The organism is Pseudoalteromonas sp. CR1 (assembly GCF_019392235.1).
Classification (GTDB): domain Bacteria; phylum Pseudomonadota; class Gammaproteobacteria; order Enterobacterales; family Alteromonadaceae; genus Pseudoalteromonas.
Map to the genome: position 1 here is coordinate 42542 of NZ_JAHXRM010000005.1, position 25131 is coordinate 67672.

At 39.6% G+C, this 25131-nt stretch carries 19 protein-coding genes; 9 read left to right on the top strand and 10 right to left on the bottom strand.

All coding sequences use genetic code 11. From position 1 onward, the window contains the following. Positions 1-136: 136 nt before the first annotated feature. From betA to KZZ04_RS06375, 5 genes are all read right to left on the bottom strand, one after another. Entirely contained in the window at positions 137-1804 is a 1668-nt protein-coding gene (gene betA, locus KZZ04_RS06355) for a choline dehydrogenase (protein WP_219422193.1), read from the bottom strand. 10 nt (positions 1805-1814) lie between these two features. Then, positions 1815-3278 carry a betaine-aldehyde dehydrogenase gene (gene betB / locus KZZ04_RS06360; RefSeq protein ID WP_219422194.1) on the bottom strand — a complete coding sequence of 488 codons (1464 nt, stop codon included), beginning with the start codon at positions 3276-3278 and terminating at the stop codon, positions 1815-1817. A 1-nt stretch (position 3279) separates the two neighbouring features. Beyond that, entirely contained in the window at positions 3280-3855 is a 576-nt protein-coding gene (gene betI, locus KZZ04_RS06365) for a transcriptional regulator BetI (RefSeq protein ID WP_171034604.1), read from the bottom strand. A 530-nt stretch (positions 3856-4385) separates the two neighbouring features. After that, entirely contained in the window at positions 4386-4694 is a 309-nt protein-coding gene (locus KZZ04_RS06370; protein ID WP_219422195.1) for a hypothetical protein, read from the bottom strand. Continuing rightward, positions 4694-4951 carry a DUF3081 domain-containing protein gene (locus tag KZZ04_RS06375; RefSeq protein WP_058552354.1) on the bottom strand — a complete coding sequence of 86 codons (258 nt, stop codon included), beginning with the start codon at positions 4949-4951 and terminating at the stop codon, positions 4694-4696. The genes KZZ04_RS06370 and KZZ04_RS06375 overlap by 1 nt, the downstream gene beginning before the upstream one ends. A 145-nt stretch (positions 4952-5096) precedes the next feature. Between KZZ04_RS06375 and KZZ04_RS06380 the strand changes: the two genes are divergently transcribed. After that, a complete protein-coding gene (locus tag KZZ04_RS06380) occupies positions 5097-6377 on the top strand; it encodes a flavohemoglobin expression-modulating QEGLA motif protein (protein WP_138529006.1) in 1281 nt (426 codons plus the stop codon). 76 nt (positions 6378-6453) lie between these two features. On the opposite strand, the gene KZZ04_RS06385 is transcribed toward KZZ04_RS06380, so the two are convergent. The 4 genes from KZZ04_RS06385 to KZZ04_RS06400 are packed head-to-tail and all read right to left on the bottom strand — an operon-like array spanning position 6454 to position 11048. Continuing rightward, positions 6454-7257 carry a DUF1338 domain-containing protein gene (locus KZZ04_RS06385; protein ID WP_219422196.1) on the bottom strand — a complete coding sequence of 268 codons (804 nt, stop codon included), beginning with the start codon at positions 7255-7257 and terminating at the stop codon, positions 6454-6456. Positions 7258-7285: 28 nt separating this feature from the next. Continuing rightward, the gene (gene astD, locus KZZ04_RS06390; RefSeq protein ID WP_219422197.1) at positions 7286-8752 is read right to left on the bottom strand and encodes a succinylglutamate-semialdehyde dehydrogenase; all 1467 of its coding nucleotides are present in this window, start codon (positions 8750-8752) and stop codon (positions 7286-7288) included. An 8-nt stretch (positions 8753-8760) separates the two neighbouring features. After that, a complete protein-coding gene (astA, locus tag KZZ04_RS06395; protein ID WP_219422198.1) occupies positions 8761-9795 on the bottom strand; it encodes an arginine N-succinyltransferase in 1035 nt (344 codons plus the stop codon). Between the two features lie 47 nt (positions 9796-9842). Further along, positions 9843-11048, bottom strand: coding sequence for an aspartate aminotransferase family protein (locus KZZ04_RS06400; RefSeq protein ID WP_219422199.1), 1206 nt, complete (start codon positions 11046-11048; stop codon positions 9843-9845). Between the two features lie 195 nt (positions 11049-11243). On the opposite strand from KZZ04_RS06400, the gene KZZ04_RS06405 reads away from it, so the two are divergent. Then, positions 11244-11672 carry an Lrp/AsnC family transcriptional regulator gene (locus KZZ04_RS06405; protein WP_058404217.1) on the top strand — a complete coding sequence of 143 codons (429 nt, stop codon included), beginning with the start codon at positions 11244-11246 and terminating at the stop codon, positions 11670-11672. A 25-nt stretch (positions 11673-11697) separates the two neighbouring features. Here the strand turns inward: KZZ04_RS06405 and KZZ04_RS06410 are convergent, their stop codons facing one another. Continuing rightward, the gene (locus KZZ04_RS06410; protein WP_219422200.1) at positions 11698-12621 is read right to left on the bottom strand and encodes a hypothetical protein; all 924 of its coding nucleotides are present in this window, start codon (positions 12619-12621) and stop codon (positions 11698-11700) included. A 388-nt stretch (positions 12622-13009) separates the two neighbouring features. Between KZZ04_RS06410 and KZZ04_RS06415 the strand changes: the two genes are divergently transcribed. The 7 genes from KZZ04_RS06415 (at position 13010) to KZZ04_RS06445 (ending at position 25058) form a co-directional block, all read left to right on the top strand. Further along, complete coding sequence (locus tag KZZ04_RS06415) at positions 13010-13312, top strand: isoamylase early set domain-containing protein (RefSeq protein WP_008127875.1); 303 nt, start codon at positions 13010-13012, stop codon at positions 13310-13312. Between the two features lie 9 nt (positions 13313-13321). Further along, positions 13322-15313: a 4-alpha-glucanotransferase gene (gene malQ, locus KZZ04_RS06420; protein ID WP_219422201.1), complete on the top strand. Its 1992-nt coding sequence runs from the start codon at positions 13322-13324 to the stop codon at positions 15311-15313. Further along, positions 15314-17551 (top strand): 1,4-alpha-glucan branching protein GlgB, encoded by a 2238-nt coding sequence (gene glgB, locus KZZ04_RS06425; RefSeq protein ID WP_219422202.1) that lies wholly within the window; start codon positions 15314-15316, stop codon positions 17549-17551. Further along, positions 17544-19607 carry a glycogen debranching protein GlgX gene (glgX, locus tag KZZ04_RS06430; RefSeq protein WP_219422203.1) on the top strand — a complete coding sequence of 688 codons (2064 nt, stop codon included), beginning with the start codon at positions 17544-17546 and terminating at the stop codon, positions 19605-19607. Before glgB ends, glgX begins: the two co-directional genes overlap by 8 nt. Then, a complete protein-coding gene (locus KZZ04_RS06435) occupies positions 19600-22131 on the top strand; it encodes a glycogen/starch/alpha-glucan phosphorylase (protein ID WP_138528992.1) in 2532 nt (843 codons plus the stop codon). The genes glgX and KZZ04_RS06435 overlap by 8 nt, the downstream gene beginning before the upstream one ends. Before the next feature lie 18 nt (positions 22132-22149). After that, on the top strand, positions 22150-23451 hold the full coding sequence (gene glgC, locus KZZ04_RS06440; RefSeq protein WP_058552342.1) for a glucose-1-phosphate adenylyltransferase: 1302 nt from the start codon (positions 22150-22152) through the stop codon (positions 23449-23451). A 71-nt stretch (positions 23452-23522) separates the two neighbouring features. Then, complete coding sequence (locus tag KZZ04_RS06445) at positions 23523-25058, top strand: glycogen synthase (protein ID WP_058404173.1); 1536 nt, start codon at positions 23523-23525, stop codon at positions 25056-25058. Positions 25059-25131 lie beyond the last annotated feature (73 nt).

Here is a 25131-nt window from a genome sequence, read left to right on the forward strand (position 1 = left end):
CCAATAGTGAGTTATTCATAAGCACTCCGTTTTTTATTGTTCAATCTTGCATTATTACAACATAACCAATTTATGTTGTTCGCCACTGCAAGGCTCATAGAGTTAGTCTGACGAGACTAACTCTATAAGTAGCTGATTAAATTTTTGCTGCACGCTGTGTTTCTTGCCAGTTTTGAGTCATAGCAACATCAGCATTTGCTTTTTGTAAAGCAACATTTCCTAAAATGATGTCTGCCGCTTTTTCTGCAACCATGATTGTAGGGGCATTAAGGTTACCGTTAGGTACTGTCGGAAATATTGACGAATCAACAACACGTAAACCTTCAATGCCGTGCACTTGGGTATTAGAGTTAACAACGGCCATTGCATCTTCACCCATTTTGCATGAGCAAGAAGGGTGGTAAGCGCTTTCTACGGCTTGGCGTACAAAAGCATCTATTTCTTCGTCTGTTTGAATATGTTTACCTGGTTGAATTTCTTCATCTCGGTAATCGTCAAAGGCACTTTGCTCAATAATGTCGCGAGTTAAACGCACACAGGCTCTAAAGCCTTCAATATCGTCTTTATGCTGTAAGTAATTAAACAAAATTTGTGGTGGCTGCTCAGGGTTAGCTGATTGAATAGTTACGCTGCCGCGGCTTTTTGGTTTGTTATGACCTACGTGAACTTGAAAACCATGACCTGCAAATGCACTACGGCCATCGTATCGCATAGCGGCTGGTAAAAAGTGATACTGAATATCAGGCCATTCAACACCGGGCTTTGAGCGAATAAATGCACACGACTCAAAGTGGTTAGTTGCGCCTAAGCCTTTTCGTGTAAAGAACCATTTAGCACCAATTAAGCCCTTAGAAATAAGGCCCAACTTGCCATTTAGTGTAATTGGTTGCTTACATTTGTATTGAAAGTAAAATTCAAGATGGTCTTGTAAGTTTTGACCCACACCCGGTAAGTGGTGTTTAACTGCAACGCCCGCTTTTTCAAGGGTGTCTTTATCGCCAATACCAGAGAGCTGTAATATATGCGGAGAGCCAATAGGGCCAGCACTTAAAACAACCTCTTTTGCCGCGTGAGCTGTTTGAACGTTACCTTTAACTTTGTACTCAATACCTGTGGCTTTTTTACCATCAAGAATCACTTTTTGAGCAAGTGCGCCGGTAATGACAGTTAAATTATTACGTGACTTTACAGGGTCTAAATATTCACGAGAAGCCGAGCTGCGCACACCGTTTTTAACGGTCATGTGCATTGGGCCAAAGCCTTCTTGCTGCGATGCGTTATAATCGTCTGTGCTAGCATAACCTGCTTCTACACCGGCTTTTATAAATGTGGTGTACAGCGGGTTTTGCATTTCGTTACCGTTATTAACGCCAAGTGGACCTTTACCACCTCGGTATGTGTTTTCACCAAGGTAAAAGCTTTCCGCTTTTTGAAAATACGGTAGACACGATTGGTAGTCCCAACCATTAGCACCGTGCTGTTGCCACTCATCAAAATCTTTTGCGTGGCCGCGTACGTAAACCATGCCATTAATCGATGATGAGCCACCGAGTACCTTACCGCGAGGGCAATGCATTTCACGGTTGTCTAAGTATGGCTCTGGCTGAGTGTGAAACTGCCAAGCATACTTGTCAGTATTCATAGGAATAGACAACGCCGTTGGCATTTTTATAAAAATACTTTTATCACTGCCGCCAGTTTCAAGCAGTAGCACTTTGTTGCTTGAATCTTCAGATAAGCGATTTGCTAAAACACAACCCGCAGAGCCTGCACCAACAATAATATAGTCGTAATGATTACTCATAGTTACCACCTTAAAACGGGCTTTCTATGTCGGCCATGCCCACATAAATAGACTTGGTTTGCGTGTAATGATCAAGTGTTTCTATTCCGTTTTCACGGCCTATACCTGATTGCTTATAACCACCCACAGGCATTTCAGCAGGTGAGTTACCATAGGCATTAATCCAACAAATACCCGCTTCTAATTGATGAATAACACGGTGTGCGCGTTTAATGTCGCTCGTAAATACGCCTGCAGCTAAGCCTAGATGAGTGCCATTGGCACGTGCAATAACATCGTCTTCGTCTTCAAAAACAAGTACGCTCATTACTGGGCCAAATATTTCTTCTTTAACGATAGTCATATCATCGTTGCAATCAATAAACACGGTAGGTGCAACAAAGTAGCCATTAGGGGCAGATTCTGGTGAAAGCGTTGTACCACCAGTTAAAAGCGTTGCGCCGTCTTCAATCCCTTTATTAACATAACTCATTACTAAGTCTTGGTGCTTTTTAGAGATAAGCGCACCAAAGTTAGTGTTTAAATCTTGCGGATCGCCAGCAATAATATTTTGCTCTGTACGCGTTTTAAGCTCATTAATAAATTGCTGATATATATTTTTATGAACATAAATACGTGTACAGTTAGTGCAAATTTCGCCTTGCGTATAAAAGTTACCTAGCATGGCTGCGCTTACTGCTTGCTCTATATTTGCATCATCAAATACAACAAGCGGCGATTTACCACCTAACTCCATTGTTACGTCTTTTAAGGTACCCGCAGCACTTGCTACTACTTTTTTACCTGTACCTACTTCACCAGTAAACGACACTTTGTCAATCTCACTGTGCGAGGTTAACCATTGGCCTACGTCACCTGCACCTTGTACAACGTTAAATACGCCAGCAGGTACACCTGCTTCAACAAATACTTCGGCCAGTTTAATAGCGCCTAGTGGTGTTTCTTCAGATGGTTTAAAAATAAATGCGTTGCCCGCAGCAAGGGCTGGGCCAGATTTCCAACATGCTATTTGTAGCGGGTAGTTCCATGCACCAATACCGGCACAAATTCCTAGTGGCTCTTTACGAGTGTAGTAAAAGTCTTCGCCCACCATTTGTTGTTGGCCAACTTGCGCCGGTGCTAGGCCTGCAAAGTATTCGATTACATCTGCACCGGTTTCTATATCAACACAGTTTGCCTCTTGCATTGGTTTACCGGTATCAAGCACTTCTATCAAGGCTAGTTCATCGTTGCGCTCGCGAAGTATTGCTACGGCTTTTAATAAAATACGGCTACGTTCAATAGGGGCCATTTTAGACCACTGTGCAAAACCTTGTTTTGCGCTTTCAATCGCTGCGTTTTGAACAAATTCATCGGCAACTTCAACACGGTAAATAACTTCACCTGTTGCAGGGTTAGTTACATCAAAAGTTTCACCGCTTTGGTTAGCAAGAAAATGGCCATTAATAAAGTTTTGATAGACTGGTGTGCTCACGCTAGGCTCCATATTGCTTGATGAGTGAATTTACATAGCTTTTTGCTAAAGTTTCACTGTGTTTAAACTGGTTTTTGTCTGATTTACTAAGTACTGCTCTTAACCATAGGCCATCAATCATAGCGGCGCTGAGTTCAGCAGCTTGTTTTGCTTGCTCAATAGGCATTAATTGCTTAAACGAAAATGCTAAATTACTTTGCAAGCGTGTACTGTTTACATTCTGCAGTCTGTGAAGTTCATCATCGTGCATTGATTGCGCCCAAAAGCTCAACCAAGTTTTGGTGGTATCACTGCGCTGTTGTACAAGCGCAAAGTTAGCTTCAACAATAAACATTAGGCGCTGTGTAGCGCTGGTGTTATGGCTAACTTTTTCAATAAGGTCTTTTTTAAGATTAGAAAGCAAATAGCGAACAGTTGCTTCTATTAACCCCTGCTTACCACCAAAGTAATGACTAATAATGCCTGACGATAACCCTGCATTTTTACTGATGCTGTTAATGGTGGTTGCTTGTAACCCACGCATCGCGACTGACTCAATTGTTGCGTCAATTAACTGTTGACGCCTGACCGGTTCCATTCCAACTTTAGGCATAATTTTTATTAATTGAACGTTCAATAAAGATAAGCTTAAGGTAATAGCTCTAACAATTCAAGGGCGAAGTAAATAGTCAGATACTAAAATGTAGATGAATTATTAATAAAACTAACAGAAGGGGTAGGGATGCTAGAGGTTGTAGTATTTGGTTAATTTATATTTAAAACAGTGACTTAAGTGATTGGCTTTAAATATTTGAAAGTGTAATTATTTCTTTACTCATTGTTCTTAAATAAAAGGTGAATAAAATTATTTGAGTGGTAATAATTAGAGTACTAATAGTATTTTTTTACAGCAAGTGAGCACAAACTCAACAATTACTTAGTGCACTAATAACTTAGGCAAGCAACTGCTCAAGATAAGTGTTGCTTATGTTTCTAAATAAGACACGACAAGATACTTAGCTCTGGCTAAGTATTACTAACCACGCTAATTTCAAACCTAATACACAAAAACCGCTTAGTATTAGTTACATGAATTGCAAATAAATTTTTTTTGTATAAACAAGGTTACTATTGTTGTTCGCCAACAACACCTTTGAATAAAAGAGGATAACGTCTCAAGCGATTTCCTATATAGTCGTCAGCTAATATTTGGTCACAGATAAAATTAACATCATCGCTTGCCTCAAAAACCCAATCAAAGCGCTCTATAGCAAGTAAAAACCCGCGTTTTAGATGGCGTTGGTCTCTGTACTGTTCAAGATTTTTTTGAATGATAGTGAGTTTTGATGGATCTGACTTAAGCGCAGCTATTACTTGGTTTATAAAGGCTTTGTTGAGCTTGCTGTCGCTGCGCTTTCTTACTTTTCGTGGATACATTAGTCTTCATTAGCAATGTTGTTTAATTTTTTTAAAAAATCATCTTTATGTTTATCGTGTTCGTAATCAAGATGATAGGTATTATGAAAGCCAAAGCGTAAAAGCACGCCACTACCTTGTAAATAAATTGTGTAACCATCAATATCTGAAAACGCTGTAACGCCTTGATAATGCTTACCTTCGTCGTTTATCTCTCCGCGCTTTTGAATTCGCTCATATACGGCAAGTATTTGTTTGTTGTCGAGTTCATTTTTCATATTTTGCACCTTTAATTTAGATTCAATACGTATTTGTTATGAGGGTCGATCAGCATAAAAACAACAGATAAAATTGATTGATAATGCTTTGCGATTTACTGTTTATAAATTATGCTCATGGTTCATTTTTTATCGAGCTTTCACCATGATAGACAAGGCGTTACTGCTTAAAACTCGTGAGTTATCAGATCAACTAATTGCACTTCAAACACCTATTCGAATTCTTGATGCAATAAATTGGGATAAACAGATCAAAGAAGAATTTTTTAGGCAAAAGTGTCAAAAAAACCCCCTTATAGATCGTGCATACTACCAACAGCGCGATTTAGGCTTTGTGCCTAGTGAGTTACGCCAGGCCTTTTCAACATTACACCGAAACATTATTAACCAGTTAGGTCAGTTAAACCCTATTTCTCAATATATGGGTAAAATGTGTGGCGAATATAAAACGGTATTAAGTATGTTGGAGTACCGGGGTACACCAGAATTTCACGATTTATCAGTCGAGCTTTTTGGTCATCCTAAAGATTTATTTCATGCGGGTGAGCCTTCACTCTCTGAGCTAGCGAATATGTTAGAGCAACCACTGCAAAATTTATTAATGGCTGACATTTTACCCGATGATCCTAAAAATATAGATGCTAGCGACGCGGTGCGAATTTTATCTGAGCAAGTTAATGCCAGTATGCCAGGCATAAATGTAGAGGTTATGTTGAGCGATGGGATTGTAAGCGACGCAGCAGCAGGTGCTAATAATATAAAGCTAAACCAAGATGTGAAATTCTCACAACGTGAATTAGATATATTAGAAGTACATGAAGGGTGGATTCATGTGGGCACGACTCAAAATGGTTTGGCCCAACCTTATTTAACGTGTTTGAGTAAGGGCACACCAAGCTCAACAGTGACACAAGAGGGGTTGGCCGTATTAACTGAAATTATTACCTTAAAATCTACCCCTAGGCGCTTATCGAAATTGGTTAATCGAATTCAAGCGGTCACCAAAGTAATTGATGGTGCTGAATTTGTTGATATATACCGAGATTACGTAGCTCAAGGAGTATCTAAAGACGATAGTTATACGTTAGCTCAGCGTGTATTTAGAGGCAGCACAGCAACAGGGTTACCGTTTACTAAAGACATTGCCTACATAAAAGGCTTTGTTTTGGTGTATAACTTAATACGTGTGGCAATTCAGTTAGGGCGCATCGATCAGTTACCGTTGTTATTAGTCGGTAAGTTGTCTATTGATGATTTTAGGTTAATTTCTCAGCTTCATGATTTAGGTGTGATTGAAAGCCCTAAGTTTGTTCCCCCGCATTTTAAAGATTTACGCGGGTTAGCAACATGGCTTAGTTTTGGGCGCTTTATAGGTGACTTATCGTTTGAGCAACTAGAAAACGACTATAAACCCTTGTTTTTATGATGTAGGTATTTTATCTGCATGCTTAAGTTAGTGAGCATAAAAAAAGCCCGTAAGGGCTTTTTTTGTTTTCATCAAATTATCGTGCGTTGGTGCTTTCAAATATTTTATCTGCAGACGCTGCAACAAAGCCTGTGTAAAGTTCACCATCAGCTTTAGGGTAACGTATTGCAAACTCATAAAAACAGCTAGGAATGCGCATGTCGTCGTCGCTAAAACTGACAGCGTATTCATCAGCCAGTGTTGATGATTGCTCTAGTAGCACCTCTGGCGAGCCTTTTACTTCACCGCCTGATGTATTAAGCGTAAAGCCGGCATCCTTAAGTGCTTGGTTAACATCGTGAATGTTATCAAACTTAGCAAGCGTATTAATGTTTACAGTGAAATGGTTAGCTCGGTATCCCCAAGCTGACATCCATGCAGCGTATTCACTCTCAGCAAGTAGTTGTTTGTAAGTATCTGTAGACACTTGCCAATGCGTACCTGAATATAGAAAATTATCAGCGGTAACGGCGCTCTCATCTATTTGCTCAACCATGTCAGTAACGATTGCTTGAAGTGCTGGTGAGCACTTTTCTACTAAAAGTTCAGAAATAAATACTTTAGGTTGCGATGGATCAGTATGTTCGTAGTGTTTAGCGTACAGTTTTTTTGCTTCAAAATGGTATTCACCACACTCTTTGTAACCTATTGCCAAAAAGTGCGCAGCTAACTTTTCAAGGTTTACTTTTTCAATATTGAATGTACGAAGTGCGATGTGGTCGTTAATAATATCGTTTTGCTGCGTTGAGCCTAACAGTGAATGAATCTTATCAGCCGACGGGGTTACTTCAACATAATTTTGCCAAAGATTTTCAAATAATGTGTTTACATCTGTATGCATGGTCAATCCTTAAATTTGGTTACTTTATTTATTCTATTATTAAGCCTGGTGCGAGGGTTTGCGGTAGGTTCACTTTATCTGATTCAACAGAAGCTACAGGGTATGCACAGTAATCAGCTGCGTAATACGCACTTGCTCTGTGGTTACCACTGGCGCCAATACCGCCAAATGGTGCGGCACTAGAAGCGCCAGTAATAGGGCGGTTCCAGTTAACAATACCTGCACGAATGCGTTTTAAAAAGTGTGCGTAATCATCTTCGTTGTCAGCTAGTAACCCGGCTGATAATCCAAAGCTGGTGTTGTTAGCTTCGGCAATGGCGCTATTAAATTCAGTATATCGGTATACCTTAATTAAAGGGCCAAAATGTTCCTCATCCGGCATATCTGTAATGTGTGTTACATCAATAATACCTGGGCTAACAAAGCCTGTTCCACCCTTTAAATGTTTCAATTCAACTAAAGAGGTAGCGCCTTTTTTAATAAGCTCATTTTGCGCAGAAACCATACCAAGGGCTGCTTTTTCACTTATCATTGCGCCCATAAATGGTTGCTCTGTTGCAAAGCTATCGTCAACCACAATATTTTTAGTCGCGCTAATAAGTTTTTCTAAAATGGCATCGCCATTGGCTGAATTTTCTATAAACACACGGCGAGCACAGGTACAGCGCTGACCTGAAGTGATAAAACCTGACTGGATAATATCGTGTACTGCAGCGCTTACATCGGCTACATTTTTAACTATTAATGGGTTATTACCGCCCATTTCAAGTGCCAAAATTTTACCCGGATGGCCAGCAAATTGTTTATGTAGTAAATGTCCGGTATTAGAGCTGCCGGTAAAAAATAGCCCATCAATGTCTTGATGAGAAGCAAGGGCTTTACCGGTTTCTATTTCACCTTGAACAAGGTTTATAACACCTGCAGGTAAACCTGCTTTTAACCAAAGTGATAATGTAAACTCAGCCACATGTGGTGTTAACTCAGAGGGCTTAAATACTACGGTGTTACCCGCTAAAATAGCCGGGACTATATGGCCGTTGGGTAAATGCCCCGGAAAGTTATACGGGCCAAAAATAGCAACAACACCGTGTGGCTTATGGCGTATAAACGCTTTTGCACCTGGCATTGGGTTTTCGGTTGTGCCTGTGCGCTCATTGTAGGCTTTAATTGAAATAGCCACTTTACCCGTCATTGCGCCCACTTCTGTGCGCGTTTCCCAAAGTGGCTTTCCTGTTTCTCGGGCTATAATAGTGGCAAATTCTTCGCTGTTTTCTTTTAATTGCTGTACGAAGTTTTCTAGTAGGGCAATTCGCGCCTCCAGCGGTGTATCGGCCCATGATAATTGTGCAGTTCTTGCTGCTTTAATAGCACTATTTACTTGATCTGCATTCGCGCCATTGCCTTGCCACACAGTTTCTCCGTTACTTGGGTTCACAGATGTAAATGCTGGGCCTTGGCCGCTGTGCCACTGGTTATTAATTAGTTGTGTGTTCATAAGTGTATTTACAGTCGAAAGAATCGGGCTGCATCTCCTTGACTTAAATTGAGGGCGTCAGCAACGTCTTGGCTGATCACCAATGTATGTTTGGCATGGTTGTAATGTGCATGCTGAGTAAATGTAGCTCTAAAACCACTCACTCCTTGATTGCATACAGCAAGTGTATCTGAGCTTTTTTCACTAATGTGCTCAAGCTCACCAATAGTAATTGGGCAAACTTGCGACTCTCTAACACTTCTAATATTACCTAGCTTTGCTTCTACAGTTGGGCCTGCATCAAAAAGGTCAACGTAACCTCTGTGTTCAAACCCTTCTTTTTCTAAAAGTTTTAAGGCTGGCTTAGTTTTTTCATGCACATGGCCTATGACTGCTTGAGCTTTTTTACTTAATAAGTTTACGTAAATAGGATACTTAGGCATGAGTTCACTAATAAACACTTTATCGCCAAGGCCGACTAAATGATCGGCTTGTGGAAATTCAATACTGAAAAAATGTTCTTGTAACCATTGCCAAAATGGTGAGTGGCCGTGTTCGTCACTCACACCGCGCATTTCAGCAATCACGGTATCGGCAAAACGTTCGCTGTGCTGGGCCATAAATAAAAAGCGTGAGCGTGATAAAAAGCGGCCAGTTAAACCTTTGCGATTGTTTTCCCGTAAAAACAACGTACATATTTCAGAGCAACCGGTGTAATCATTACACATGCTCAAAATATCTACCGTGTTGTAAACATTAAGCGTAGGGGAGTGATGAACCGTTTTACCCAAATGATAATGATACAAGGGCACTGTTAAGCCGACCGCCGCTTCAATTGCCGTTGTACCAATCACTTGACCGGTATCACTGTCCTCTAAGACAAATAAATAGCTTTCATCTATCGGCTTATTGATATTTTTAGCAAAGCTTTTTTCAGCGCGGCTAATTTTGTCTTTTAACTGTTCGTCATCAACAGGTAAAGAAGTAAACCCATGGCCAGATTCGATAGCAATTTGTTTAAGCGCATCGAAATCGTTGGCTGTAATAGGACGTAATACTTGCATTTAGTGCATGCTCCAGTAGCACGGCAAGCCGTGCTAATTTAACTTTATTAACCGTTTACAACATCGTTAATTGCTTTATCGAAACGTGCTAAGCCTTCTTTAATATCTTCAAATGGGATCACTAGAGAAGGTGTAAAACGAATCACATCCATACCTGCTACTAAGTTCATTAAACCATTGTTAGCACTTGCCACTAAAAAGTCGCGTGCACGTCCTGCAAATTGCTCGTTTAATACAGCACCAATTAATAAACCTTTACCACGCACTTCGCTAAACACATTGTATTTTTCGTTTATTGCAGTTAAGCCTTCGCGAAATAGTTGCTCACGTTCCTTTACGCCATTTAATACATCTTCAGTATTAACAGTATCAAAGGCAGCTTCTGCTACTGCACACGCCAGTGGGTTACCACCATAAGTTGACCCATGCGTCCCTACTTTTAGATGAGCAGCAATGTCTGTTGTTGTGATCATTGCACCGATAGGAAATCCGCCACCTAATGCTTTAGCGCTTGTTAAAATATCAGGAATAACATCTAAACCTTGGTACGCATATAAGTCACCCGTTCGGCCAACACCTGTTTGTACTTCGTCAAAAATGAGTAATGCGTTATGTTTAGTACACAGCTCGCGTACTTTTTTGGCAAAATCGTTTGTTGGAGAAATAATACCGCCTTCACCTTGAAGTGGTTCCATCATTACAGCACATGTTTTGTCACTAATAAGTGCTTCAAATGCTGCTAGATCATTGTAATCACAATGGACAATGTCACCCGGTTTAGGACCAAAACCGTCTGAATAGGCTGCTTGACCACCTACCGTCACGGTAAAGAAAGTGCGGCCGTGAAAACCTTTATTAAATGCGATGATTTGTGATTTTTCTGCGCCAAATTTATCAAGTGCAAAGCGACGTGCTAATTTAAGTGCTGCTTCGTTCGCTTCTGCTCCCGAGTTTGCAAAGTAAACTTTTTCGGCAAACGTCGCATCAACCATTTTTTTTGCAAGGCGAAGTGCAGGTTCATTAGTCATTACATTTGATAAGTGCCAAATTTTGTCACCTTGCTCTTTAAGTGCATTAATAAGAGCAGGGTGACAATGGCCTAAACAATTAACTGCGATACCGCCAGCAAAATCAATAAATTCGTTGTTATTTTGATCCCACACGCGAGAACCTTCACCGCGTACTGGAATAACAGCTGAAGGATTGTAGTTCGGTACCATTACGTCGTTAAATAAATCTCTTGTTACTTGCATCATTACACCTAAATTATATGGGCTAGATTGAAATGTTAGTTGCTAATGTAAAGAGGAGTTAAGCCATTACGCCTCAGCAAACTAATAATTATTTTATGTTGAGTGTCATTATCGAAGGTTGGAAGTTAAAATTGTAGTGCTATTTTGTGAAAAATGACTAAAATAAAAATCAAAATAACGAAATTAATTGCCAATATGATAACACCTCAAGATGAAAAGCTACTTTCTATACTTAAAACAAACGCCAGAGCGAGTATTTCTGATTTAGCTAGGCTCCTTAATTTATCTCGATCTACAGTACAAAGTAGGATGCTTAAATTAGAAGAAACGGGTGTGATTAAAGGTTATAGCGTTGATTATGGCGATGCTTTTTTAAGTAAAATGGTATCGGCACATGTATCAATCAAAGTGATTCAAAAGCTGACTACAAAAACGAATATTGAACTAAAGCAAATTGATGCTATATCGCAGCTTTATGCTATTAGTGGTGAGTTTGACTTAATTGCAGTGGTCCAAGCACAGAATTTAGAAAAGTTGAGTCATTTACTCGATGATATTGGTAATTTAGATGGTGTGGAACGCACAACTTCTTCGGTTATTTTAGAGACCAAGTTTAAGCGTTAATGTATTTCATTTATGAATTTATAGCTTATTTAAGTATAGGGTTAGCGCGTTTAACAATTACTTTTTTTGCTGTATCAAGTTTTATGAAGTAGGCGTTACCCCCTATGCCCTTAAACTCCTCATCTGTGAATACAATTGTATTGTCGTTATAGAAGGTGATGGCTTCTTTTTGTGTAATGATGCCTAAATCTATTTTAGATACATCACCAGAGAAAAACTGATCATCTTCAAAGTTTTCAAATAACCAAATACTGGTAGAGTCGAGTAGCACGAGTTTTTTACGATCTGGACTTAACGCTGCCGACGTGATCCAACACAGTTTTTCCATTGTTGTACAGGTTTTAAAAGATCCAATTAATTGCGCTTTAAAGTTAGCTGCGTGGTCGCCTACTTTGTATAGATTTGTAATGCCATCAAAAGGCTCAGTGCGATTTTTTGTGAATAAATATAGGTGGCGACCCAGAGCTACAAACGCCTCAAGATCAAAATTACGATTGCTTGGTTTTATTGGGCTGCCATCCATTTCAGGGTAGGTAAACTTTATTATTTCGGCCTTTGTTGAGTCGGTTTTAATATCGATTGGATTCTCTATTTTATAAATAGTTAGCCAACGTCTATCATTTTTATTGTTACCAAAATCACCTAAAAAGAAATGACCAAATTTATTTTGCGTCATGTCTTCCCAATCAATGTTTTTAGCATTTGAGACTAAAATTTCTTGCGCAATCGAACCATCTTTATTCAAGCGGTAAAGCTTAGGTTCGTCGCCACCGTCGTTAATTGCCCACAAGCGATTACGCTTATCAAATTCAATGCCTGATATTTCTTTAAGCTTAGGATCGAATGTGATTTCTTTTTTACTGTATAGGGTATAAATTGAACTAAGGGTAGACACTATTGCAACTATAAAAATAACAGCCATAGTTAATAAAATGCTTTTTTTCAACATGAAATTTACGATATTTCAGAGTGTTAACTTGCTGTGTATTATCACTTAAGTGAATACGTAACTAAAGCAGTTTATCAAACAAGTTATTTGGTCGGCTTGAATTGATTTATCAGAGTATTAGAGATAAATATTAAATGCCTACAATTGCTCTAATTGGTTTAAAAATTGCTCTATGTTGTGTATGTCATTCTTAATGTCTATGTTTTCATATTTTATGCACTAATAAAGTGCGATAAAAAGATTGCTTGCACTGTAATAAAGCGTAAACAAAAATTTGCTTTACTACGGTAAGCTCAAAGTTTGAATGAATACAATCCCACATCGCCAACTTTAAAACAGGCCCTGTGGCAATAATTAAATACCTTTTACTGTTTAGTTGGAGCCTACTATGTTGCATAAACGTTTTTTTAAAACAAAAGATGAAGCGGAAATCACCTTCGAATTTGCTCACCCGGACGCGCAAGAAGTCTGTTTAATTGGTGAATTCAATAGTTGGCAACCCGTGCCAATGAAGCTTAATAAAAAACAAGGTGTGTTTAAATGCAAACAACGCCTTCCCCTGGATCAACAGTACCACTTTCGTTATTTGATAAATGGCGAATTTTGGGATAACGATCATAAAGCGGACGCTTATGAGGCTAACAGTTTTGGCACTGAAAATAGTATTGTAAATACCCAACGTATCAATTAAGGCCTGTAAATGAATGAACTTTCGCAGTTGTTTTACTTACATGGCATTGGTTATGAATTTACCAAGTACACAGGCGAGCAAATATTTTTTAGTGAAGATACCCGTAAGCGTGCCTTGCAATGCTGCGGAATCAATACTTACGATCATAACAAAATAGCTCAATTAAATTACAAGCTTGATGTACTGCCTTGGATGCAATTGTTGCCAAATGTAAGCTTAGTTGAACAAACAGACTGTTATTTAAAAGTTAAAATAGATGACAGACAACTTGGCCAAACTGCATCAGTAAGTGTTGCACAACTGGGTATACAGTGTGAGTTTACTGACCTTACTAATTTAACAGTCACAGGTGAATACCACTTCAATGGTGCCCGTTACATTGAAATTGCGCTTCCTATACCAGTCATGCCTGCAGGGTATTACCAAGCGAGTATTAATGTAGGCGAACACCATTCAAGCACCGAAATTTGGTCTGTACCTGAGCGTGTTTTTCAGGTTGAAGATACAAAAAAAACGGGTTTGTCGATTCAGTTATATACGCTTAAAAACAATGAAAGATTAGGAATTGGAGACTTTTCAGACTTACTTACGCTTGTAGATTTATGCAGTGAGCATAATATGGATTACATTTTGCTCAACCCTCTGCATTTGTTGTTCTGCGACATGCCTGAGCGTGCAAGCCCATACAGCCCTAATAGTCGTGCTTTACTAAACCCTTTATATATATCGATTGGTTTATGTGAAGACAGTAAAAATAATGCTGAAATCACAAAAATTATGCAAAGTAATGAAGCTACTTTACTTCTAAATAACAGTAAACAGTTTATTAATTACGAGAATGTTAGTTGCGTTAAATACAAATTGTTTAAGGCACTGTATAACCACTTCGAATTAACAGCCAGCAAACTACGCCGTGACGCATTTAATGCTTTTTGCGACAAACATCAGCCAACGTTACAAACTTTAGAATCAAAAAATCCTCTTTTCGACTATTACCTTCAGTGGCAAGCGCATTTACAACTTGGTTTATGTCAAGCGCGTTGTGTGCAGGGGGGTATGAAAATAGGTTTGATTAATGATTTAGCTGTTGGGTGCGCCGGCGACGGTGTTGAGTTCAAATCACAACAATCATTATTTGCTGATAATGCCAGTGTGGGCGCACCACCTGACCCTTGGGCTGAAGGTGGTCAAAATTGGGGGTTGCCGGCTTTAAACCCGCAAAGTTTAGCACATGATAACTACTCGTTTTACCGTTCATTAATTCGTGAAAATATGCAGAATGTAGGCGGGTTAAGAATCGACCATGTTATGGCTATTCGTCGTTTATGGTGGTGTTTTGAAAATAATGACCAGCAAGATGGTTGCTATATTTATTACCCCTTTGAACATTTGCTGGCTATTTTGAAAATAGAGTCGCATATTAATCAAAGTATAGTTATAGGCGAAGATTTAGGCATTGTTCCACCAGAGGTAAAGCATGCTTTGTCATGCAGTGGTATTTTTTCAAACAGTTTATTTTATTTTGAAAAGCATAACGACGGTGACTTTTTACCGGTACACAAATTACCCGCTCAGTGTTTATTAATGATTGCAAACCACGATGTACCTCCATTTACAGGCTGGTGGCAGCACGATGACATAGCTATAAAGCTAAAATACCAATTACTTGACAACGCACAATCAACGCAATTAACCGACCAAAGAGCTGATGAACAAATACGGTTGCTGCGTTTTATTAATGCTTCCGCTGGGCTTAAATTAACCATACACAGCGATGCTAAGTCGGTTTATGGTGCACTTAGTCAGTGCTTAGCTGGCTCAGACTCTCGGTTGTTTGCTTTACAAATAGATGATTTAGATGAACAGCAATACCCGGTGAATATTCCTGGTACAGACAAAGAGTATCCAAATTGGCGACGTGTATTAACACATACATGTGAAGAAATTTTTGCAAACAACGCCACGCTTTTAGCTGCAATCGATTCAATAAGGAAAGGTTAAATGAGCAGTACAGCTTCAAATAGTTCGGTATTATCTAAAGCTCAAAACGCTGACTACGATGCGCAAGTTAATGCGCTTAGCACGGGACGATTTAAAGACCCATTTAGCTTTTTAGGTGCACATAAAGTAAATGAATCAAATGCAGAGGTGCGTTTATATTTACCCGATGCACAAAGCGCTTCTCTAACAATAAATAACAAATTAGTCGAAACACAACGATATAAGCAAAGTGACTTATTTATAGCCTATATAAGCCAGTTACCTGACTCGCCTTATTTATGTACTGCCCAATATAGCGACACTTCGAGTACGTTTTTTGATGAGTATAGTTTTAAAAGTGAGCTTGATACTGATGCCATGTACTTATTTAACGAAGGCAGCTTAGAGCATGCATACTTGCACTTTGGTGCACATTTCACTAACCAGCAAGATGTAGATGGCGTTCGCTTTTGTTTATGGGCACCTAATGCCGCCAGTGTTTCTGTTATTGGCGAGTTCAATTTTTGGCAAGCAAACCGGCATTTCATGCGTTTTCATCCTGCCAGTGGTGTTTGGGAATTATTTGTTCCCGGACTCAAAGCAGACATGTGCTACAAATTTGCTATCACAGCGCAAAGTGGTGAGGTAATAGAGAAAGCAGACCCTTATGCTTTTAAAATGCAACAGGCACCAGGTACCGCAAGTGTTCTGCAGTTCAAACCAGAAGCAATAACTCTAAGTGAACAAGCAATCAGCAATAGGCAAAAGCGCAATCATATAGACGCACCAATCAGTATTTATGAGGTGCACTTAGCGTCGTGGCAGCGTGGTGAAGATAATCGTTATTTGAGTTATATCGAGCTTGCCGACAAACTCGTAGGCTACGCGCTTGAAATGAACTTTACCCACTTGCAGCTTATGCCCATAAGTGAATATCCGTTTGACGGTTCATGGGGATATCAGCCAGTCGGATTATTCGCGCCGACCAGTCGTTTTGGTGATTACAACAGCTTTAAGTATTTTGTAGAGCAATGCCATAAATACAACGTAGGTATTTTACTTGATTGGGTTCCGGGGCATTTTCCAAGCGATCCCCATGGTTTACATCGATTTGATGGTACACACTTGTACGAACATGCCGACATGCGCCAAGGCTTTCATCCAGATTGGAACACGTATATTTATAATTATGATCGCCCAGAAGTTAAGAGCTTTTTAATTTCTAATGCAATGTATTGGCTTCATCAATTTGGCTTAGATGGTTTGAGGGTTGATGCCGTTGCGTCAATGCTGTACTTAGATTACAGCCGCAAAGAGGGAGAGTGGATACCTAATTGTTATGGCGGTCGCGAAAACCTCGGTGCCATTGAGTGCCTCAAACAAGTTAATTTACGCAGTTATAAAAACAACCCTGGCATTATGATGGTGGCAGAAGAGTCGACTGCTTGGCCGGGAGTCACACAAAGTGTAGAGCATAATGGCTTAGGTTTTGGCTATAAATGGAATATGGGGTGGATGAACGACAGCTTATTATATATGCAGCGTGATCCACTTTATAAGCAACATCACCATCATGAAATTACGTTTTCGATGGTGTATGCATTTAGTGAAAACTTTATTTTACCGCTTAGCCATGACGAAGTTGTTCATGGGAAAGGCGCGCTAATTGAAAAAATGCCAGGCGATGATTGGCAAAAATTCGCAAATTTACGTGCTTATTATGCATTTATGTGGGCACACCCAGGCAAAAAGTTATTATTTATGGGTGGTGAAATAGCTCAACGGGCTGAGTGGGGGCATGATCATTCTATTGATTGGCATTTGCTAGAACATGAAAGTCATAAAGGTATAAAGCAGACAGTAAAAACGTTAAATCAGGTCTATAAAAATCAACCCGCGCTTTATGAACTTGATTCAAGTGCCGCAGGTTTTGATTGGATTGATAACAATAATAACGAGCAAAGCATTTTAAGTTTTGTACGTTATGCTAAAAATGCCCATGACTTTATAGTTGTGATTGCAAACTTTACGCCTATGTCATATCAAGAATATACCTTGGGCGTTCCGAGCAAAGGCGTTTATAAAGTAATCATGAACACCGATGAAAGCGATTTTTTTGGTTCGGGTATTAAAGTATCGCATAACCAATCAAATACAGTTGTCACTAACGATAATCCTCAACATGGTTTTAACCAAAGCATCACGATTGCTATGGGTGGCTTAACCACAATATATTTGCAAAAGGTACAAGATGAGTAATCAATTTGAAGTCACTCACGGCCTTGTTGAGCCCCTCGGATCAAGCTTGCATGCAAATGGTGTTAATTTTTCATTGTATGCGCCAAATGCGACACAAGCGTATGTGTGTTTATTTGATAAAAGTGGCCACTCTGAAATACTTAAAGTGGCTATGAATATAAACGAAGGCGGTATATGGAGTGTTCATATTGCACCGCTTAATACTGGGGCACTGTATGGGTTTAGGGTTGAGGGTGAATACAATCCAAATACTGGGATGCTATTTAATGAACATAAATTATTAATTGACCCTTACGCAAAAGATTTATTTGGTGAGTTTACATGGAGTGAGCGCCATTATGGACAAATGCCGATAGGCACCAAAAGTACGGTTAACAATGCCATTGATATACCAAAATCAAAAGTGTCATCACTTGTTTCATATGAACATAAAAAACCGAATCACAGGTGGTCGCAAACAGTCATTTATGAGTGTCATGTAAAAGGGACTACGTGTCGTCACCCTCAAATACCTAAAGCTTTGCAAGGTAAGTTTTTAGGATTGAGCCATCCGTTTTTTATTGAACATTTAAAAAGCTTTGGAGTAACAGCAATAGAGCTACTCCCTGTGCATGCTTTTATTAGCGAGCAATTTTTAACAGGCAAAGGCCTACAAAATTATTGGGGGTATAACACGCTTAACTTTTTTACTCCTCATAAAGACTATTTAGTAAACGACGATATTAACGAGTTTAAACAGATGGTTAAGGAGCTTCATGCTGCAGATATCGAAGTTATTTTAGATGTTGTTTATAACCATACAGCCGAAGCGGGCAACGATGGTCCTATTTTGTCATTGCGTGGGTTAGACAACCTTGCTTACTACCGCACAGCAGAAGCACAACCTAATGTATACATAAACGATACGGGGTGTGGCAATACTATTAATATTGATCACCCAAAAACGTTGCAGCTTGTGCTCGATAGCTTGCGATATTGGGTTGAAGTAATGGGTGTTGATGGCTTTAGGTTTGATTTAGCAACAATACTCGGTCGCTCTAAATCAGGATTTAGTTCAGCGCATACGTTTTTGCAAACCATTGCTCAAGACCCTGTTTTAAACAAGGTAAAGTTAATTAGTGAACCATGGGATATTGGCCCGGGCGGTTATCAACTTGGGGCTTTTCCTTCACCTTGGCGAGAGTGGAATGACCAATACCGAGATGTAATTCGTCGTTTTTGGAAAAGTGAGGAAGGCATTATAGCCAGTGTAGCTAAACGCTTGCATGGATCGTTTGATATATTTGAGCACAGCCAACGTGGCCCATTAAACAGTATTAATTTCATAACCAGTCATGATGGATTTACGCTGGCAGATTTAGTGAGTTACGAGCATAAACACAACGAAGCAAATGGTGAGAATAACAGAGATGGCCACAGTGCTAATTACTCATTTAATTGCGGAGTAGAAGGTTTTAGCAATGATGAAAAAATAACCGCATTAAGATTACAACAACAAAAAAACTTTTTGCTTACATTAATTCTTTCTAAAGGTGTTCCTATGATTGCTGCTGGCAGTGAAATAGGGCACTCGCAAGGAGGCAATAACAATGCATATTGTCAAAATAATCGTACGAGTTGGCTTGCTTGGAAAGAATCACAACTTAATCATTCATTAACTCAATTTATAGACGATGCACTTAAAATTAGGCGTGCGCACAGCGCATTCAAACACAGTGTATTTTTAGAAGACATAGATGAGCGTTTTACCGTTAAATGGTTTACCGAAACAGGAAAAACCATGACAGATTCGCATTGGCATGAAAATTCGCGTCAATTTTTAATGTACAGCTTGCTTGATAAGCAAAATAAGCATGCGTTACTTATTGTATTTAATGCCAGTAAAAAAAGTATTTTTTGCCAGCTACCTGCATCACCTATTAATGCACCGTGGCAATTGGTTTTATCAAGTGTAAATAATGCATCTTTAATAACTCACCAAGATGCAACCGTTGAAATTTCTGCACAGAGTAGTTGGGTTTTTAGTGCTAACTTAGAGGACGTAGCTAATGGCTAAGCAAGTTGAACAAGTATGTGTTGTAAAAGGGTGGCAAGAAGGCCCTGTGATTGACGAAAGCACTTTAAAAGATGATTTAACACGCCATTTTTATTACACCCTAGGTCGAGATAAAGTCGGCGAATCGCAGCTTTATTTATACCATGCATTAGCATTAACGATCCGCGATCGTTTGGTTGCGCGGTGCCGAGAAACTAATAAAAAAATAAAACAGCAAAAAAGCAGAAAAACGAGTTACCTTTCACTTGAATTTTTAATGGGGCGCGCACTGGGCAATGCGGTATTAAATCTTGATTTAGAAGATCAAGTTTCATCGGCATTGCAAGAGTACTGCACTAAAATTGAAACAATTGAAGATGCAGAGCACGACGCGGGTCTTGGTAACGGTGGCTTAGGGCGCTTAGCGGCATGTTTTTTAGATAGCTGCGCAAGTTTAGCTCTACCCGTTGTTGGTTATGGTATTCGTTATGAATACGGAATGTTTAACCAATCAATCAGTGACGGTAATCAAATAGAGCAACCCGATAATTGGCTACGCGAAGGGCATCCTTGGGAGCTGAGTGCCCCCGAGCATTCTAAGCGTATTAAGTTTGGTGGTTATGTAAATAGTTATACCGATAAACAGGGTCGAGAGCACCGCCAGTGGGTTAGTAGCCATGATGTGTTAGCAGTGCCTTACGATGTGCCCATTCCTGGTTATAAAAATAATATAGTAAATACACTACGCTTATGGAAATCAGAAGCGACTGACGAATTTAACCTAACCGAATTTAATGCAGGTAGTTACTCCGAAGCGGTTGCACAAAAAAACTTAGCCGAACAAATTACCATGGTACTTTACCCTAACGACAGCAGTGAAAATGGTAAAGAGCTACGACTACGCCAACAATACTTTTTATCATCAGCAAGTATTCAAGATATTGTTGATCAGTGGGTGAATGATCATGGTGAAAGCTTCACTGATTTTGCTGATTATCATGTTTTTCAATTAAACGATACCCATCCAAGTATTGCAGTTGCAGAACTCATGCGTGTTTTAGTTGATGATTACGAGCTCGACTGGGATGATGCATGGCAAATAACCACAAAAACAATGGCCTACACAAACCATACGTTATTACCAGAAGCGTTGGAGAAATGGTCAGTTTCATTATTTTCAAAATTGTTACCGCGTATTTTAGAAATAGTATTTGAGATAAACGCACGTTTTTTAGCAGACGTTGCACAGCATTGGCCTGGTGATGTTGATAAACAGCGAGAGCTATCACTGATAGAAGAAGGTGGCGAACCGCAAATTCGCATGGCTTATTTAGCCATTGTGGGTAGCTATTCAGTTAATGGTGTTGCTGCACTGCATACAGAACTATTAAAAGCCGGTTTATTTAAAGAGTTTTATGCACTTTGGCCAAATAAGTTTAATAACAAAACCAATGGGGTGACACCGAGGCGTTGGCTTGCCCATTGTAACCCAACCTTGAGTGAATTGATTAGTGAGAAAATAGGCAGCGATTGGGTACGCGACTTTGCTCAAATCAATCAGTTACGCCGTTTTTATGATGACACATCATTTCAAACACAGTGGCAAAATGCCAAAGTAATAAACAAACAACGTTTAGTTGATTTAGTTAAAGAGCGCTGTGGTGTAGAGTTTGATGTGTCTATGATGTTTGACGTTCAAGTTAAGCGCATTCATGAGTACAAGCGTCAGCTACTAAATATCCTCCATGTTATCCATTTATATGACCGCATTCGTCGTGGCGACACGCAAGGACTCGTGCCTCGTTGTGTTTTACTCGGTGGTAAAGCTGCACCGGGTTACTACATGGCTAAAAAAATAATTAAGCTAATCAATAATGTAGCAGATGTGATCAATAAAGACCCACTAGCGTCATCGTACTTACGCGTGGCTTTTTTACCTAATTATAATGTCACAGCCATGGAAGTTATTTGTCCCGCTACTGATTTGTCTGAGCAAGTCTCAACAGCCGGTAAAGAAGCTTCAGGCACAGGCAATATGAAGTTTATGATGAATGGTGCATTAACTATTGGCACGTTAGATGGTGCCAATATTGAAATTAGAGATGCTGTTGGTGCTGATAACTTCTTCTTATTTGGCGCTGAAGCGCATCAGATTGATGATATTAAATCGCGTTATAACCCAGCACATCTAATTGAGCAAAATAGCGATTTAGCCAATGTCATGCATTTGCTAGAAAGCGGACACTTTAATTTATTTGAACCTTGTCTATTTGACGATGTAATTAATGCAATTAAGAGCCCACACGATCCATGGCTTGTTGCACACGATTTCGAAAGCTACGTATCTGCACAAAAGCAAGTAGATAAAGCCTATGCTGATCAAGCTTATTGGACGCAAATGAGTATTTTAAATACCGCTGCCAGTGGCATATTTTCAAGTGATAGGACCATAAGCCAATACAGTGACGACATTTGGCATTTAACCCCACTCAATACTAGTGACACTGACTCAACGACAGCTACCAGTAAAGCCACTAAAAGTTAGATAAATGGAGAGAAAAGTATGCCTAATTATGCAAATCGCTACATAAGTAGCCTAACTAGAGAAACGTATGCGTTAATACTTGCTGGTGGTCGTGGTTCTCGCCTGCACGAATTAACCGATTGGCGTGCAAAGCCAGCCGTATACTTTGGTGGTAAACATAGAATTATTGATTTTCCTTTGTCTAACTGTATTAACTCGGGTGTTAGGCGTGTGGGTATAGCAACACAATATAAATCTCACTCACTTATTCGCCACGTAAATCGAGCTTGGGGACACTTTAAAAAGGAATTGGGTGAATCGGTTGAAATATTACCTGCATCACAACGCCATGGTGATGAATGGTATTGCGGTACTGCCGATGCTGTTTTTCAAAATATGGATATTATTCGTCATGAGTTACCTAAATATGTAATGATTTTATCAGGCGACCACGTTTATCGAATGGATTACGGTGCATTGCTTGCTGAGCATGTGCAAAAAGGGGCCGATATGACCGTGTGTTGTATTGAAGTACCCGTTGAAGAAGCTGCAGATACTTTTGGCGTGATGACGGTAGATGAAGAAAGCCGTGTTTGCCGTTTTGATGAAAAGCCAGCTATGCCAAGCTCAGTGCCAGGCAAGCCGGGTACATGTTTAGCATCCATGGGTAACTACATATTTAATACTGAGTTCTTATTTGAGCAACTCAAGAAAGATGCAGAAAATGAAGGCTCAGGTCGCGATTTTGGGCATGATATAATCCCTGCGATTATTGAAGAGCATAACGTTTTTGCATTCCCATTTAGAGACCCTCAACAGGAAGGTCAGCCTTATTGGCGCGATGTAGGAACACTTGACTCATTTTGGGAGGCTAACATGGAGCTCGTTATGCCAGAGCCTCAACTTGACCTATACGACCCAGCGTGGCCAATTTGGACATACCAAGAGCAATTACCTCCCGCTAAATTTATATTTGATGATGACGACAGACGAGGAATGGCCCTTGATTCTACTGTGTCTGGTGGGTGTATTATATCGGGTTCGGCAGTAAGAAAATCATTGTTGTTTTCTAACGTGCATGTGCGTTCATTTTGTGAAATTGAGCAATCGGTTATTTTACCGGGTGCTATTATTAACCGCGGTTGTAAAATTAAACGTGCAATAATAGACAGAAGTTGTGAAATACCAGCAGGGCTTGAAATAGGCTTTGATCGCAAAACAGATGAAGAGAATGGCTTTAGGGTATCAAAAAAAGGCATTGTACTTGTTACGCGAGAAATGCTTAGTGAACTTGCTAAAAAATTAGAACGTCAAACACAAGAAAATAAGAAACTAGCTTAATACAGAGTTAGGTAAAAACAAGCTTGCCCTGTAGCGGGCGAGCTTATTAAAACAAAGGAAGCAGTAAATTAATGCATGTATTAATGGTGGGTGCAGAAAACGATGCGTTACCTGGCGCTAAAGTAGGGGGTGTAGCAGATGTAGTTCGTGATGCACCTAAGGCTCTTGCAAAGCAAGGCGTATCGGTAGATGTGGTGATCCCAGATTATGGTTTTGAGCCATTAAATAGGCATTACATAGGTGAAGTAACGGTAGCCTTCAATGCTCAATCTCATGTATTGACCTTGTTTAAAGTGGATCAAACAAAAAATAACATAACCCAAATTGTGATAAGTCACCCAATGTTTAGTGAATCGGGTAGTGTTTATTGTAATGATGCACCGGGCAGGCCATTTGCAACCGATGCAACAAAATTTGCGCTATTTAATGCCGCGGTTTGCGAAGCATTATTGCAAGGGTTACTAAAACACCCTAATACGTTGCATTTGCATGATTGGCATAGCGCATGTGTTGCTGTTCTCTTAAAGTTTGAACCGCGTTACAGCCCACTAATTGATATACATTTAGCCTACACAGTGCACAATTTAGCACTACAAGGAATAAGACCTTTTAAGCACGATGAGTCAAGCTTAGAGGCTTGGTTTCCATCACTAAGTTATAACGGCCAACACTTGTGTGACCCAAGATACACAAATTGTTTTAACCCAATGCGAAGCGCTATTAATTTAGCAGATAAAATTCATTTAGTGTCGCCTACCTATAGCCAAGAAGTACTTAAGCCAAGTAATTATAACGATGGCTTTTTTGGTGGTGAAGGGCTTGAGCACGATCTCCAAAATGCAGCTAATCTAGGGAAAGTCGTCGGCATTTTGAATGGCTGTGAATACCCTGGGCCTGAAGTAATAAAGGCAGATATTAATGAGCTGTACAGCGAGGCTGAAAAAAGTTTATTTAGTTGGATGGGTAATAGCGAACAGCTTGAAAGCGGTCACTACATTGCACACCAACGATTGAAACAGTTTAAAGCAACCCCACATAACGGCCCACTAGTAACTAGCGTAGGTAGACTTACAGAGCAAAAAGTATTGCTATTGTGCCAGTCTTTAAATGGTGAACTTGCTATAGACGCAGTATGTAATAGTATTAATGAGTACGGTGGGCGTTTAATTATATTAGGCTCTGGCGATAAAGTGTTAGAAGCCGTGTTCACAAAAGCTATGACGCGTAACGAAAACTTATTATTTTTAAAAGGTTATGCACAAAAAGTAGGCGACTTAATGTATCAATTAGGTGATTTATTTTTAATGCCTAGTTCGTTTGAACCGTGTGGAATTAGCCAAATGCTGGCAATGCGTGCAGGTCAACCTTGTTTGGTGCATAGCGTTGGCGGATTAAAAGATACAGTAAAACACAACGAAAATGGGTTTAGTTTTAACGGCGCAACATTACTTGAGCAAACACATAGTTTGCACGTATGTCTAGCTGAAACGCTAGCATTTTATAAACAATATCCAAAAAAATGGCAGCAAATAAAATCTAATGCAAAAGCAGTACGCTTTTCGTGGTCGCAGGTTGCAAGTGATTACATTTCAACCTTGTACCGATAAAGTTTATGTAATTTAACTTAAGCGAAGTGACATTTTAGATTATTTACGCTATTAATAACTTGGTATTAATGGA

Bases quoted from the DNA above. Each gene is read 5' to 3' on its own strand.
- betI (WP_171034604.1), bottom strand. From the start codon at position 3,855: ATGGAACCGGTCAGGCGTCAACAGTTAATTGACGCAACAATTGAGTCA.
- betA (WP_219422193.1), bottom strand. From the start codon at position 1,804: ATGAGTAATCATTACGACTATATTATTGTTGGTGCAGGCTCTGCGGGT.
- glgX (WP_219422203.1), top strand. From the start codon at position 17,544: ATGAGTAATCAATTTGAAGTCACTCACGGCCTTGTTGAGCCCCTCGGA.
- KZZ04_RS06380 (WP_138529006.1), top strand. From the start codon at position 5,097: ATGATAGACAAGGCGTTACTGCTTAAAACTCGTGAGTTATCAGATCAA.
- KZZ04_RS06405 (WP_058404217.1), top strand. From the start codon at position 11,244: ATGATAACACCTCAAGATGAAAAGCTACTTTCTATACTTAAAACAAAC.
- glgC (WP_058552342.1), top strand. From the start codon at position 22,150: ATGCCTAATTATGCAAATCGCTACATAAGTAGCCTAACTAGAGAAACG.
- astA (WP_219422198.1), bottom strand. From the start codon at position 9,795: ATGCAAGTATTACGTCCTATTACAGCCAACGATTTCGATGCGCTTAAA.
- glgB (WP_219422202.1), top strand. From the start codon at position 15,314: ATGAGCAGTACAGCTTCAAATAGTTCGGTATTATCTAAAGCTCAAAAC.
- astD (WP_219422197.1), bottom strand. From the start codon at position 8,752: ATGAACACACAACTAATTAATAACCAGTGGCACAGCGGCCAAGGCCCA.
- malQ (WP_219422201.1), top strand. From the start codon at position 13,322: ATGAATGAACTTTCGCAGTTGTTTTACTTACATGGCATTGGTTATGAA.
- KZZ04_RS06375 (WP_058552354.1), bottom strand. From the start codon at position 4,951: ATGAAAAATGAACTCGACAACAAACAAATACTTGCCGTATATGAGCGA.
- KZZ04_RS06415 (WP_008127875.1), top strand. From the start codon at position 13,010: ATGTTGCATAAACGTTTTTTTAAAACAAAAGATGAAGCGGAAATCACC.
- KZZ04_RS06445 (WP_058404173.1), top strand. From the start codon at position 23,523: ATGCATGTATTAATGGTGGGTGCAGAAAACGATGCGTTACCTGGCGCT.
- KZZ04_RS06410 (WP_219422200.1), bottom strand. From the start codon at position 12,621: ATGTTGAAAAAAAGCATTTTATTAACTATGGCTGTTATTTTTATAGTT.
- KZZ04_RS06435 (WP_138528992.1), top strand. From the start codon at position 19,600: ATGGCTAAGCAAGTTGAACAAGTATGTGTTGTAAAAGGGTGGCAAGAA.
- KZZ04_RS06400 (WP_219422199.1), bottom strand. From the start codon at position 11,048: ATGCAAGTAACAAGAGATTTATTTAACGACGTAATGGTACCGAACTAC.
- KZZ04_RS06370 (WP_219422195.1), bottom strand. From the start codon at position 4,694: ATGTATCCACGAAAAGTAAGAAAGCGCAGCGACAGCAAGCTCAACAAA.
- KZZ04_RS06385 (WP_219422196.1), bottom strand. From the start codon at position 7,257: ATGCATACAGATGTAAACACATTATTTGAAAATCTTTGGCAAAATTAT.